General features: G+C 53.0%; 14 protein-coding genes and 1 pseudogene. 5 read left to right on the forward strand and 10 right to left on the reverse strand.

What is annotated here, in order from left to right; translation table 11 throughout:
* Positions 1-663: 663 nt before the first annotated feature.
* The gene (locus WBB95_RS12745) at positions 664-1,071 is read left to right on the forward strand and encodes a MerR family transcriptional regulator (protein ID WP_019816989.1); all 408 of its coding nucleotides are present in this window, start codon (positions 664-666) and stop codon (positions 1,069-1,071) included.
* Between the two features lie 290 nt (positions 1,072-1,361).
* Here WBB95_RS12745 and WBB95_RS12750 read toward each other — a convergent pair.
* The 5 genes and pseudogenes from WBB95_RS12750 to WBB95_RS12770 form a co-directional block, all read right to left on the reverse strand.
* Positions 1,362-1,585: pseudogene (locus tag WBB95_RS12750) on the reverse strand (hypothetical protein); the annotation flags it as partial.
* 73 nt (positions 1,586-1,658) lie between these two features.
* Complete coding sequence (gene copD / locus WBB95_RS12755) at positions 1,659-2,597, reverse strand: copper homeostasis membrane protein CopD (RefSeq protein ID WP_019816987.1); 939 nt, start codon at positions 2,595-2,597, stop codon at positions 1,659-1,661.
* 3 nt (positions 2,598-2,600) lie between these two features.
* Entirely contained in the window at positions 2,601-2,984 is a 384-nt protein-coding gene (gene copC, locus WBB95_RS12760) for a copper homeostasis periplasmic binding protein CopC (RefSeq protein WP_024014909.1), read from the reverse strand.
* 358 nt (positions 2,985-3,342) lie between these two features.
* Positions 3,343-4,731, reverse strand: a complete 1,389-nt coding sequence (locus WBB95_RS12765) for a heavy metal sensor histidine kinase (protein WP_019816985.1) — start codon at positions 4,729-4,731, stop codon at positions 3,343-3,345.
* A complete protein-coding gene (locus WBB95_RS12770; protein WP_019816984.1) occupies positions 4,731-5,417 on the reverse strand; it encodes a heavy metal response regulator transcription factor in 687 nt (228 codons plus the stop codon). The genes WBB95_RS12765 and WBB95_RS12770 overlap by 1 nt, the downstream gene beginning before the upstream one ends.
* 204 nt (positions 5,418-5,621) lie before the next feature.
* Here WBB95_RS12770 and WBB95_RS12775 point away from each other — a divergent pair, with 204 nt between their 5' ends.
* The 3 genes from WBB95_RS12775 (at position 5,622) to WBB95_RS12785 (ending at position 9,204) form a co-directional block, all read left to right on the forward strand.
* Positions 5,622-5,975 (forward strand): co-regulatory protein PtrA N-terminal domain-containing protein, encoded by a 354-nt coding sequence (locus tag WBB95_RS12775; RefSeq protein ID WP_024014911.1) that lies wholly within the window; start codon positions 5,622-5,624, stop codon positions 5,973-5,975.
* A gap of 157 nt (positions 5,976-6,132) precedes the next feature.
* Positions 6,133-6,666, forward strand: a complete 534-nt coding sequence (locus WBB95_RS12780) for a cupredoxin domain-containing protein (RefSeq protein WP_019816982.1) — start codon at positions 6,133-6,135, stop codon at positions 6,664-6,666.
* 180 nt (positions 6,667-6,846) lie between these two features.
* Entirely contained in the window at positions 6,847-9,204 is a 2,358-nt protein-coding gene (locus tag WBB95_RS12785) for a heavy metal translocating P-type ATPase (RefSeq protein ID WP_024014913.1), read from the forward strand.
* 20 nt (positions 9,205-9,224) lie between these two features.
* Here WBB95_RS12785 and WBB95_RS12790 read toward each other — a convergent pair whose 3' ends face one another.
* Genes WBB95_RS12790 through WBB95_RS12805 form a run of 4 tightly spaced genes read right to left on the reverse strand, consistent with a single transcriptional unit; the run spans position 9,225 to position 11,067 of the window.
* On the reverse strand, positions 9,225-9,425 hold the full coding sequence (locus WBB95_RS12790) for a DUF1289 domain-containing protein (protein ID WP_019816980.1): 201 nt from the start codon (positions 9,423-9,425) through the stop codon (positions 9,225-9,227).
* Between the two features lie 2 nt (positions 9,426-9,427).
* Positions 9,428-9,799: a hypothetical protein gene (locus WBB95_RS12795; RefSeq protein WP_045061253.1), complete on the reverse strand. Its 372-nt coding sequence runs from the start codon at positions 9,797-9,799 to the stop codon at positions 9,428-9,430.
* A gap of 39 nt (positions 9,800-9,838) precedes the next feature.
* Positions 9,839-10,771 (reverse strand): CDF family Co(II)/Ni(II) efflux transporter DmeF, encoded by a 933-nt coding sequence (gene dmeF, locus WBB95_RS12800; protein WP_019816891.1) that lies wholly within the window; start codon positions 10,769-10,771, stop codon positions 9,839-9,841.
* Between the two features lie 20 nt (positions 10,772-10,791).
* Complete coding sequence (locus WBB95_RS12805; RefSeq protein WP_019816892.1) at positions 10,792-11,067, reverse strand: metal/formaldehyde-sensitive transcriptional repressor; 276 nt, start codon at positions 11,065-11,067, stop codon at positions 10,792-10,794.
* A gap of 361 nt (positions 11,068-11,428) precedes the next feature.
* On the opposite strand from WBB95_RS12805, the gene WBB95_RS12810 reads away from it, so the two are divergent.
* Positions 11,429-11,629: a heavy-metal-associated domain-containing protein gene (locus WBB95_RS12810; RefSeq protein ID WP_019816893.1), complete on the forward strand. Its 201-nt coding sequence runs from the start codon at positions 11,429-11,431 to the stop codon at positions 11,627-11,629.
* A 110-nt stretch (positions 11,630-11,739) separates the two neighbouring features.
* On the opposite strand, the gene flgB is transcribed toward WBB95_RS12810, so the two are convergent.
* The gene (gene flgB / locus WBB95_RS12815) at positions 11,740-12,153 is read right to left on the reverse strand and encodes a flagellar basal body rod protein FlgB (RefSeq protein WP_019816894.1); all 414 of its coding nucleotides are present in this window, start codon (positions 12,151-12,153) and stop codon (positions 11,740-11,742) included.
* Positions 12,154-12,382 lie beyond the last annotated feature (229 nt).

The following is a 12,382-nucleotide window of genomic DNA, read 5'->3' on the forward strand; positions in this document are numbered from 1 at the left end:
GCACTTTTGGTTGTTGAAAGCGCAGGATTCACGTCCGAGGTCTTAGAAGAACAGCAACTGGTAGTTCGATCTCGATCGGTTTCGTCTTCACCCGATGTTGCGGAAGTCGCACAGCAGCTCCCGGATGCGACAGGGTCAAAAACGTCCACGCCCGCTGGCTTTTTTGGTGCTTGCTCGTCACCGCAACAGTTTTTCATGAGAACGCTCTCCGCTTTTCATGGCGAGAGTGAACACCTTATAGCCACTATAAGGTCAAGAGATTCTTCGATGCCTTAAGGCATCCACCAGCGACCATTCATGTTCAACGTGATCACAGTGAGTAAGTGGCCGGTAGTAGATAGGAAATGCTGCTTCCCCTCGCGCCTACGGTGTTGGCATCAACGGCGTCCTATTTCGTGACGCTAATATCAGGCGGCATCCCGTCCTCACAGCAAAGCACACAGGGCACTTGCCCTATGCGGCGGCCGACGAGCAGCACAGAAGCTCTGCTACGAAGGTAAGCAGCCATGTGCAGAGCAAAGCGTCCAAACTCGAGTTGAAGAGATCGGCGGGGAGGGTTTTCATCGATCAGAGGCCTGGCGATCGGTAGAACGGTGAGCAAGGATTTGCTTGTTGCCTGACGCGAGTAGAATGAGGATTCCAGCAACTATAGGGTCAAGAGAAATGAATGCGCCCACGTACACGATCGGTGCCTTGGCGAAGCTGACCGATACCAAAGCCGTAACCATCCGCTATTACGAGCAGTCAGGGCTGCTGCCTTCTGCTGGAAGATCACCGTCGGGTTATCGCTTTTACACAGATGAAGAGCGCAACCGGCTGCTGTTTATCCGTCGCAGCCGCGCGCTTGGGTTCAGCGTCGATGACATTCGCGATCTACTCGGCCTGGCTGACCGACGCGACGCTTCCTGCGCCGCTGTGGATGCGAAAGTGCAAGGGCAACTCCAACAAGTTCGAATCCGTATTCAGGACTTACGAGGTTTAGAAGCCGAACTGACACGACTGAGTGTTTGCTGCCACGGTGGTGTTATAGAGCAATGTCGCATCATTGAATCATTGTCGAATCGTAGTTAACGCGGCAAAAGACTCCATGTGCGTAGAGATTGTACGAGGTGAGAATCGTCATTGTGCAATAAAGTCCGCTATCTTGGTTTATTTCAGGATGCGTGCCTTAGGATTGTCCTGTGGTTCGCAAATTTGCCATCCCATTAAAACCGCATGCGGCGACATGTGGGAAAATCGATGGTAATAGCTCTAAGTTAACCGTGCTCAGTTATCATTATTGAACCACCGACACCTCCGTGCTTATTAAATTTCTGACGCAAAGTGCTTAACCGTGCGACAGGGTAAATTCATTGCCGCTTTGAAATGTGCAGCTTACCGCCTGTTTTGCACCCTTGCTCGGCTTACGGGGTTCACCGAGTTCGGGGGACTTCATGTCACGGCGGCAGCGTTGGCCCATGTTGTCATCCGCCATCCAAGGGTTTCATTGGACATGGCTCTCCGGCGCTTGAACACCCGCCATCCCGCTGAGGGGAAGCGCCAGGCTAATCAGGAAAATCAGGCAAAGCCGTAGACAGCGTGTCATGGGCTGAAGTGTAGCCAGTAGAAATGGTGCTAACAATCACGCTCCAGGCTTCTGGGTTAGCTGCCAGAAACCTCTATTGCGCGCTCATTTCCATTTCAGGACTTAGCGTGCCTAACCATGCGACAAGACAGATGATGAGGATTGCCATCAGGAATTCGAATTTCATGCTGCGGCGCAAGGCATTGACCGCTACAGAGTATTGACCATTGCGAACCGAGCGCTCCAATAGCGGGCTTAAGTGAAAGCGGTTCAGCGTCGCTAAAACGATCATCCCGGCAAAGAGCAGGATCTTCAAAAACAGCAACTGGCCATAGGTACTGAGCATGACCTCATCAAGGTTGGGACCGACGATGAAAAGGTAATTTACTACTCCCGTAACGCTTATGATCGCAACAATCACACCGCCGGCCGACTCAAAGCCAGTCAGCACGCGGGCAAGAATACGTGCTTCCTCCTCACCCTTCAGCGATTTCAACCGTAGCAGTAGAGCGAAGGCCGCTAGAGCACCCAACCAGCCACCTGCCGCTAATAAATGGAAAATGTCGCTGAGAAAATGCCAGTAGCGGCGGCTGCCTTCGTCCATGGCACCATGCCCCGTCCAGGCTAGCGTGGCCAACGCGATTGCTCCACAGACGGTGACGATCCAGAGGCTGGGTGTCGGATATCGTTTATTCAACGCGACGCCCAGAATTGCCCCCACCAAGGCGGCTATCCGAACCATCCAGGTCAGCCCAACGTCGGTGCCCATGATGACCATTTCAAAAATGTGGTGATGTAGCTCCATAAGCTCCGATACACCGCTCATTGCTTTTGCAAGCAACAACATCGCAGCAAGGGACAGAACTACACCTGCAACAGAAGTACCGTAGAGAAGCGACTCAAAGTTCAAGACCGTGCCCGATACCCTTTCCTTTCCCCTGAGGCTGTACAAGCCAAATATGGCCAGTCCAAATAACAACATCAGGTCAAAATAGAGAGCAAAGCGAACCACGATATTTAATGAGTCGCTCATGGATTATTTCACTTTGAATGAAAAGTTGCCGGTGATCGGGTGGGTGTCCGAAGACACTGCACGCCATTCAACTTTGTAGGTGCCGGTGGTCAGCGGTGCAGCCGGCGTAATCACCATGGTTTTCGGATCACCACCAGCAGCGACGGCGGCCTTTACACCCATGGGTGAGTTAGGCATGCCTGGCATGTCGGTCATGATCAGCTTTGCACCGGAGAACTGAGTGGTGAGATTCTCAGAAAAATGCAGTTCGATTTTCGACGGAGCCGCCGCATCCGAGCCTTCTGCCGGAGTGGAAGAAAGTAGTTTTGGATGTGCCTGGGCCACTGCACTCAGAAGCAAACCAGCAGTGATTGCAACAGCCACGGACGTAGTTTTAAGGAATGACATGCAAGACTCCTCACAGCAAGCGCTGTTGATTCGAGGTTTTTTGGGAGGAACTAGTTTTTAATTTCTTTAAAAACCACTGTTGATTAACTTGGAGCCCCGTCCTCTTCGCCAGGTTGAACAGGAGAAACTCGCTAGCCCTAACGTCACAGTGCGAGAACACGATGCCACACGATCACAAACTGTTCGATTACATTTCAGTCAGCTTGATCCGATGTTTGGCATCTAATCGTTGAGCGTAGCAAGACCTGGAAAAGACACGGCGTACCGCAGGACAGGGGAGCTCAATCACTTTGAAAAATCCGCAGAGGCGTAGCAAACGCAGAACGCCAAGACGTCGTTGGTCCCAATGTTTTGTCGCTCAGCTAACCGTGGAATCGACGGCCGGAAACTCAAGATGAAAAGCCGTTTTCCCGTCGCCTGACGTACACCAGATCTTGCCATTGTGCGCTTCGACAATTGATCGGGTAATTGACAGACCTAGCCCTGCGTTGCTCGGACTTCCTTCTCGCCGCGCTGGGTCCACGCGATAAAAACGATCAAACAGCTTTTCAAGGTGTTCGGGGGCAATGGGCTCACCATAGTTTTCCACGACAACCGTTACCGACGCATCCTTGTGCTGAATATCGACACTGATTGACGTCCCTTCATAGGTGTAGCGCAGCGCATTTGAGAGCAGATTGGAAATCGCTCGGTGGAGCATAAGAACATCACCTCGCACGCTCCCCCGTCCTGAAACCTTGAGCTCGATCCCTCGTTCATCAGCCAACAGGCGGTAGTACTCAAGCAATTTTTCCACGACAGCCACCAGGTCTATTGGCTTGCTCTCGTGCGTAATTAGACCATTGTCAGATTTCGCCAGAAAAAGCATGTCATCAATCATCCGGCTCATGCGCTTCAAGTCATCAAGATTGGAGTACAAATTGTCTTCGTAGTCCTCGATGTTTCTTTTTCTCGAAAGCACCACTTCAGTGTGGGTCATCAAGTTGCTCACGGGGGTCCGTAGTTCGTGGGCAATGTCTGCCGAAAAGTTGGATAACCGGACAAATGCATCGTCGAGCCTGGATAACATGGCGTTGAACGACAACACCATCTGTTGAAGCTCTTTCGGAACGGGTGCCAGGGGAATACGCTCCTTGAGTGATTTTGCTGACATGGAGGCAGCAACCCATGTGACCTGGCGGATAGGCCGCATGCCACTGCTAGCTACCATCCAGCCGAGTGCAGCACTGACCAATGCGCTGATCACCAACCCTATCCAAAACCATCGTTCGAGCGTCTCGAAAAAGGACATATGCTGCGTAACGTCAAAAATCAACATGACAGTTAATGGCCTTTCTTGTCCCGTCACTACGGATTGCGCAGTCACACCACGGAACATCTGCTCTTGCTCCCGCCATTCCCAGACGGTTGTGTTTGTGGTTGTTCGAAACGCCTTCGGAACGTCGACCGGGCCGGGATCCGCAAACAGCACCTTGCCGTCGCCATCGATGATAAGCGCAGTCAAATCACGGTGTGCGCCCAGCAGCGCTTCTAACTCCGGTTTAGCCTCGCTGAATTGATCGATGTTGCTCAGCCCGGACAAGATCCGCTGGGTCGAGTGGAGTTTTTCGTACAATGCCTGCTGATCCAGCATCTTGAAATGATGCCGGCTGAGGTTATTGAAACTGAGTCCGGCGACCGTGAGCACGGCCGTTACCGCGAGCATAAACATCAGACTCATACGAGTCGTCAGGGACATCCGGTTCATCACGACTCCGAATCTGGTGCATCGAGCATGTAACCCATTCCCCTTGAGGTATGAATCAACTTGACCTCAAAATCGTCGTCTATCTTGGCCCTGAGCCGTCTCACTGCAACCTCGATAACGTTGGTATCGCTGTCGAAGTTCATATCCCAAACCTGGGAGGCGATAAGAGACTTTGGCAGCACCTCCCCTCGACGACGCAGCAGAAGCTCAAGCAACGCGAACTCTTTGGCCGTAAGGTCTATGCGTTTGCCTCCTCGGATGGCTCGACGCTTGAGCAGGTCCACTTCAAGGTCAGCCAGTTTCATAAAGGTTTGCGAAGGTGCGCTGCTACCGCGACGCAGCAGCGTTCTGACTCGAGCAAGCAATTCAGAAAACGCGAAGGGTTTGATCAGATAGTCATCCGCACCGAGTTCAAGTCCCTTCACTCGGTCTTCAACGCGGTCTCTGGCGGTGAGAAAAAGCACCGGGACGTCTTTCCCGGAAGCGCGCACCTTCTGCAGGACTTCCCAGCCATCCAAACCCGGCATCATGACGTCGAGAATCAGCAGATCATAGGCTTCGCTCAAAGCGTGCTGAAGCGCCTCTTTTCCATTCGTGAAACGGTCGACATTGAACCCGGCCTCGTTGAGCCCTTGCTGCAAATAGATACCTATTTTTGGTTCGTCTTCAGCGACAAGAAGTCTCATGAGGTCGTTCTCAGATAAAGGTTAAGCGGAGTCTGCAACGAAAACTGGCAGCCAACCAGCAACTGACAGAAAAGTAATCTTGGCTTCAGGTAGATGTCAGCGAGTGCTGGCTAGGGTTCAGACATGAGCACTTCATTGGTGCTCGACCGACCTCTGAGCTATGAATCGTATGGAAGTCGGATTCCCTCATGAGGAGCTACCCCGATGAACCACCTGAAAATGCTGTTTTTTGTAAGCTCGATACTGGTCTCGGCTTCTGTGTGGGCTGAAAGCGGCGGAGATCGTGTGATTGAGCGTATGGAAGGTTTGCGCGACAAGGCCGAGGCCACGTTGATGAAAGCTGAACAAGCCCCTGAAGGAGAGCGTCACGTCCACATGGCAGAACACATGAAGATGCTTGGCGACATCATGAGCCAGCTCCACAACGATCACCCAGATGCCTCAATGTCACCCCAACAGCATCTAGCCTGGATGGAGAAGCACGACAAAATTGTTGACGACGTTTTGCGCCAGATGCAGCGCGAGCACAAATTGATGCTTTCAGAAAACCATCAATAAACGCCCCCAGGATAAGTACTTGTCAGCATCTTGTTGCGGCGTCAATTGGACGCCGTATCTATTTAGAAAACTGACAAAGAAGTAATGCCCAAGTCAGTTAGCTGGCAGCTGAGCATCATTAGCATAGCCAATGTTCCCACGTATTCCTGAGGTCACCATGAAAACTACGCTCGCTACCCCGTTCATCGCAGCAATGACCCTTTTTTTCGCTGCTACGGCTATGGCTAATGCTGGGCATGGACAAGACGACATAGGCCAGCCTGGTGTGGCCTCTGACGTTACCCGCACTGTAGAGGTCGAGATGGGCGACATTTTTTTCAAGCCTAAAAGCATCGACGTAAAACCTGGTGAAACAATCCGCTTTGTCCTTCGCAACGAGGGTTCGCTGCTGCATGAGTTCAACATCGGCAAAGCCGCTGCTCATGCAGCACACCAGAAAGAAATGGCAAGCATGTTCAAGAACGGAACATTAAGCCCTACCGGTACCGGGAAGATGAGCGGCATGAGCCACGGCATGGGCGGAATGAAGATGGTCGCAATGGAGCATGACGACCCTAACAGTGTCCTGATTGAGCCTGGCTCAACCCAAGAGCTGATCTGGACCTTCAACGACAGTGCAGGGCTTCAGTTTGCCTGCAACGTGCCGGGGCATTACCAATCGGGAATGGTCGGCGAATTTGATCTGAAATAAACCGGAGTCGGCTGTTTCTGCCGGCCCGACGCAAGAGTTGGCTACGCTAAGTCGCAAGTAACATAGCAACGCTTCTCAGCCGGGGTCCGTGCGGAAACATCACCGCACCACTGTGGAGCCGCAAATCAGCGTTGTACTGAATATGCTCATTTCTAGTAGCACCTTACAAGGGGAATAGACATGCCTACCACCTCTGGCCATCACGACCATAATCACACCCATGCTGCTTCCCGGGATGATGCTGATCTACATGACCCGGTGTGTGGAATGGCAGTCACTTCGTCGAGTAAATTTGCTGAGACTTACCAAGGACAGACGTATCGGTTCTGTAGCCTGAAATGTCAGGAGAAGTTTCGAGCGGACCCTGAGCGCTACAGTGGCCACGTGGTGCGCAACGAGTCAGGCAGCACAACGCCGGAGTCTGCGGTACAAACGGGCACTGAATTTACGTGCCCGATGCATCCTGAAATACGGCAGACCGGCCCCGGTAACTGTCCTAAATGTGGCATGGCACTAGAGCCTGTCATGCCGGCGCTTGATGAAGAAGAAAATCCTGAACTCCGGGATTTCAATCGCCGCTTCTGGTGGTCGCTGCCCTTAACCGTGGTCGTAACCGTGCTCGCGATGGCGGGTCACTCGTTACAACTTCTTCATGGTTCGGCTCAAAACTGGATCGAGTTCGCTCTGGCGACACCCGTGACCTTATGGGCAGGATGGCCTTTTTTTGTAAGGGGACTGGCCTCGGTTAAAAATCGCAGTCCCAACATGTGGACTCTGATTGGGTTGGGCACCGCCGCAGCTTATCTGTACAGCGTCATAGCAACGCTCTTCCCCCAAAGTTTTCCCTCCAATTTCATGCAAGATGGACGTATCGGCGTTTACTTCGAAGCGGCAGCGGTCATCATCTCGCTCACGTTGCTTGGCCAGATCCTTGAGCTCAAAGCCCGATCACAAACTTCCGCCGCCATTAAGTCTCTTCTCGGCCTTTCGCCCAAAACTGCACGCCGGATCAATGCCGATGGCCAGGAGGAAGACATTCCTCTCACACATGTGCACCTGGGAGACCACTTACGGGTCAGACCGGGTGAAAAGGTGCCAGTTGATGGTTCGGTACTTGAGGGTGAAAGTGCGGTGGATGAGTCGATGCTCACTGGCGAGCCAGTCCCGGTAATGAAGAAAGCTGGAGATAGCCTGATCGGCGCCACGCTGAATACGCATGGGAGCCTGGTGATGGAGGCCCAGAAGGTCGGTGCCGAAACCATGCTGTCCCAGATCGTACAGATGGTCGCGAGAGCTCAGCGTTCCAAGGCGCCGATGCAACGAATGGCCGACTCGATTGCCGGCTACTTCGTGATGGGTGTTATCGCGATTGCGATAATGACATTTATCGGTTGGGGGCTTTTCGGCCCTGAGCCCAGTTGGGTGTTTGGTCTAATCAACGCTGTCGCCGTGCTGATCATCGCTTGTCCCTGTGCGTTGGGACTTGCTACGCCTATGTCGATCATGGTGTCGACAGGTAAAGCAGCCAGCATGGGTGTTTTGTTCAGAGATGCCAGTGCAATTGAAAGCCTTTGCAGAATCGACACGCTGATTGTCGACAAGACAGGCACCCTGACAGAGGGACGGCCCGTGTTTCACAGCGTGGAGGCCACTCCCACCTTCAATCCCGACGACGTCCTTCACCTGGCTGCCAGCCTTGATCAGGGCAGCGAGCATCCTTTAGCACATGCGATCGTCGATCACGCCCGAGCCGAGAACATAAAGCTCACCAAGCCCGAATCCTTTGAGTCGGATTCGGGTATCGGCGTCAGTGGCGTTGTCGATGGCAAGAAGCTCCAGCTGGGGAACACAGCGTTGATGGAAGCCGCAGGCGTGAGCACCAACTCCCTACAAGAGCGCGCTGAGGTGTTGCGACTTGACGGCATCAGTATTATCTACCTCGCCGTCGACGGCGCATTGGCAGGTTTGTTGGCCGTATCAGATCCGATCAAGCCAACCTCAAAAGAGGCCGTCACCAAGCTTAAGGCTCACAACGTGAAAATCATCATGGCTACTGGGGACGGGCTTACTACCGCTCGGGCTGTCGCCAGGGAGATGGGGATTGAAGAGGTCCACGGTGAAGTCAAACCCCAAGACAAGGAACGTCTGGTGGCAGACCTACAGCAACACGGGCGAAAAGTGGCCATGGCAGGTGACGGTATCAACGATGCTCCGGCCCTGGCGCGAGCAGATGTGGGGATAGCCATGGGAACGGGGACTGACGTGGCGATGAATAGCGCGCAACTCACGCTGGTCAAAGGTGACCTGATGGGGATCTTACGAGCACGAGCTCTTTCGGTCGCCACAGTTAAAAACATGCGCCAGAATTTGGGCTTTGCTTTTCTCTACAACTCAATGGGTATACCTCTTGCCGCTGGTTTGCTCTATCCATTGACGGGGCACCTCCTGTCGCCAATGATCGCTGCCATAGCCATGAGCGTCAGTTCCGCGTCGGTAGTTTTCAATGCATTGAGGCTGAGGAATACCCGAGTTGACTGACCTTCAAAATTGCAGCGGTTTTAACTCGGGGGGAATGGCGATCCATGTGCTTTCTTCAATCCCTTTAAGCGCGCATTCGCCCTTTGCACAGCGGCCATTTTTTCGGGCCGCTTCATGCGCTTCCACTTTCTGATGTCTTCCTTATTCCGCCCGCAGCTCACACACAGATCACCACTGAGTTGGCAAACCGAGATACAAGGATTCTCGATTTCTTTTGCCATGGTCAGTCCCCCTTAGCTTTATGTAGTTGAGCCACGCGACGTTTCCAGTCGCCTATGTGCGTGCGTTGGCACTCTTGCTCCGAGTCAAAGCGGACATTGCGGTCTGAAACAGGCAGGTCAAGATTGGCCTCTTTCAAGGCGATCGCCGTCAACTCAAAGATGCGGGCCTTCGCGTCAATCTCGGCCCGCTTCCTGTCAGCCAGGGTTTCGAACACCCAGATGACCTTCAGGGTTTCAGCCAACGCACTTAGGTCAGCGGTGTGAGTGAGCCAAATAAACCCCTTTATCTCGTCCTTTGCTGTTTCGCACGCGTCGGTGAGCGTGACGATCAACTGGCGCTCGATCCGAGCCAGTTCACGTTTACCGGGCGGCATCGGTGTGTCCTATAGAGGTTGTGCTGGACAGGCGCTGAGTCATGTCTGCCGGAACTCGACGGTCAGGTGGCTGACTTCGTGAACTGTTTTGAGACGCTCACGAATGCTCTCGGCGTTCACAGTGGCTTCACCTAGAACGCTGACGATCGCCGCGCACGCTTGAGGTCCCACCCTCCAAACGTGCAAGTCTGTAATGGTAGCGCCACCAGGTTTCTCAACGAGTTCGCGGATTTCCTCGGCAACGTGCGCGTCGGTCTGATCGAGCAACACGCCCGCAGTTACCCCCATCAAGGTCCAGGCCCAACGCGCGATAACGATAGCGCCGACGATACCCATGACCGGGTCGAGCCACACCCAACCCAGATATCGACCGGCAAGCAAGGCAGCGATGGCCAGAATCGACGTCAGCGCGTCTGCAACGACGTGGACATAGGCGGACCTCAAGTTGTTGTCGTTTCCGTTGTGGGCATGAGGGTGATCGTGGTCGTGCCCATGTCCATGTCCATGCCCATGCCCATGCCCATGACCCAGCAGCAGGGCACTGACAATGTTGACGAGCAAACCGACAACGGCGATGAGGGTCGCGGTGCCAAACTGAACCGGTGTTGGCTGCAACAAACGCATGAACGATTCAACGCCAATGCCCAACGAAATCATGCCAAGAATCAGCGCCGAGGCGAACCCGCCCAAGTCTCCAACCTTTCCTGTACCGAAACTGTAGCGCTGGCTGGTAGCGTGGCGTTTTGCGTATCCGTAAGCGGCCGCCGCGATGCCCAATGCGCCGGCATGGGTTGCCATGTGGAAGCCATCGGCCAGTAACGCCATCGAACCCGTGATATAGCCGGCGGTGATCTCCCCGATCATCATTACCACCGTGAGTGCTACAACCCAAAGCGTACGCTTGGCATTCTCATCGTGCGCTGAGCCTAGAAACACGTGGTCGTGTGTGTAATCGATGTCGGTCCTGCTCATACGTGTTTACCTGGATGCATTCACTTGGAGTACCGGCGGATAGCTTCAAGAAGCTCTTCGACGCCCTTGTTACGCTCTTCTTCGCTGAGCGCGGGGTTCGCGACATGTGCTCGTGCGTGATCCTCGATGATCTCCTCCATCAGCCCGTTGATGGCACCCCGAGTGGCCGCAACAAGATGTAGTGTCTTGGCGCAGTCGAAGTCCGATTCCAATGCTCGTTCAACAGCTTGAATTTGCCCGGCAATACGTTTTACACGTTTAAGAAGATCGTCTTTGTGTGATGCGATATGACCCACGCTATACCCCCCCTACCTATATAGGGTCGCATGATAGGCCTCCCCCCTATACCTATGCAAGGTTCGCGGGAGGACAGATCAAAGCCGTTGACGAAACGAGAGGCATACAAAATCGTTGGATCAAGCGAGAGAGCCGCAATGTTGCCGTTAGCCGACCTTTACCGACGAGAACAATAGGGCGCACTCCTGGAAACCGTTCAAATGGTAGCGAGCTAATTAGCAGCCGAGTGGTCAAGTCCCGTAAAACTTCTCGAAATCTGCGCTCACGGCTTTGATTAGATAATCGTTGACCTTGCCATGGTGTCAACGTCGATGCTGTCGCTGCGGGGAAAAGACACCGCTCAGCACGAGGGTAATTCACATGGTCGTCTTAGATGTATCAGGCATTGGTTGCGGCAGCTGCGTCGGCAAAATCACCAGAGCGATCCAGGCACTGGACGACAACGCTACGGTCTCCGTCGATCGATCAACCGGTAAGGTGAGTGTTGAAAGTAGCGAAAACGCTGAACAGCTCCGTAAAGCTGTGGAGGCTGTTGGTTTTCCTTCCAAGATCAGCCATTGAATGGAGACGCCTGCTCCTGAGTAGAGCGTCGTCTGATGGTGAATACCTTTGAATCCGAAAGTACCTGAGCCGCTGTATCGGCCAAAGTTGGCTCGCATGCGCCTATGCTGCTAGTCACCGCGCAGAGCTTTGAGCAAACCCTTGAATGCTCCATTTAGCCGAGTAAAAGCGGCATCGAAACGTATCGCGTTTTCCGTGTATTTCGCGACCTCGACCTGCTGATCGACAGTATTTTGGTCCAAGGCAGGCTGAGCCGGCGTGCTGTAAAGCAAGTCGCGCCCGTATATAGCCACCGCCGATTCTTTCTTAAGAAAATGCTTTGCGTTTGTTGTTTTCAAAGAAAACGCAGTGGTAGCAGGTTCTTTGGTTTGGCTGGCGAGCACAGTAGAAAAATCCAAGTCTTGGGCTTTGAAGTTCGGAGTGTCAGCGTTCGCGATATTGTTACTTAAGATCTCAGCTCTTTGGCCACGATAAACTAACGCTCTTTCTGCGGAGCCTAATGCTTTCTCAAAATTAATACTCACAATTAATCACCCTCGGTGGCATTACTATCTTCTTTGATCATTGAACACCCAGCTGTTGCAGCAGAGCATTCAAGTCTCCTATTAATTTTAATGCAGAGACCTAGAACATCGCCTCCGTGAGAATTAATGGAACCCAAAGCAATGATTACACTTCAATCTTATATTCAATAAAAGTCGCGCAATGCGAAAAGATGGAGACCATACGGATTAAATATCGTGTACTTCAAGA

Source organism: Pseudomonas sp. (assembly GCF_049645325.1).
GTDB lineage: Bacteria > Pseudomonadota > Gammaproteobacteria > Pseudomonadales > Pseudomonadaceae > Aquipseudomonas.

Excerpts from the sequence above, each read along its gene's own strand:
- WBB95_RS12765 (WP_019816985.1), bottom strand. The coding sequence starts at position 4,731 with ATGAACCGGATGTCCCTGACGACTCGTATGAGTCTGATGTTTATGCTC.
- WBB95_RS12770 (WP_019816984.1), bottom strand. The coding sequence starts at position 5,417 with ATGAGACTTCTTGTCGCTGAAGACGAACCAAAAATAGGTATCTATTTG.
- WBB95_RS12790 (WP_019816980.1), bottom strand. The coding sequence starts at position 9,425 with ATGGCAAAAGAAATCGAGAATCCTTGTATCTCGGTTTGCCAACTCAGT.
- WBB95_RS12810 (WP_019816893.1), top strand. The coding sequence starts at position 11,429 with ATGGTCGTCTTAGATGTATCAGGCATTGGTTGCGGCAGCTGCGTCGGC.
- WBB95_RS12780 (WP_019816982.1), top strand. The coding sequence starts at position 6,133 with ATGAAAACTACGCTCGCTACCCCGTTCATCGCAGCAATGACCCTTTTT.
- WBB95_RS12775 (WP_024014911.1), top strand. The coding sequence starts at position 5,622 with ATGAACCACCTGAAAATGCTGTTTTTTGTAAGCTCGATACTGGTCTCG.
- copD (WP_019816987.1), bottom strand. The coding sequence starts at position 2,597 with ATGAGCGACTCATTAAATATCGTGGTTCGCTTTGCTCTCTATTTTGAC.
- WBB95_RS12785 (WP_024014913.1), top strand. The coding sequence starts at position 6,847 with ATGCCTACCACCTCTGGCCATCACGACCATAATCACACCCATGCTGCT.
- copC (WP_024014909.1), bottom strand. The coding sequence starts at position 2,984 with ATGTCATTCCTTAAAACTACGTCCGTGGCTGTTGCAATCACTGCTGGT.
- WBB95_RS12745 (WP_019816989.1), top strand. The coding sequence starts at position 664 with ATGAATGCGCCCACGTACACGATCGGTGCCTTGGCGAAGCTGACCGAT.
- WBB95_RS12795 (WP_045061253.1), bottom strand. The coding sequence starts at position 9,799 with ATGCCGCCCGGTAAACGTGAACTGGCTCGGATCGAGCGCCAGTTGATC.
- dmeF (WP_019816891.1), bottom strand. The coding sequence starts at position 10,771 with ATGAGCAGGACCGACATCGATTACACACACGACCACGTGTTTCTAGGC.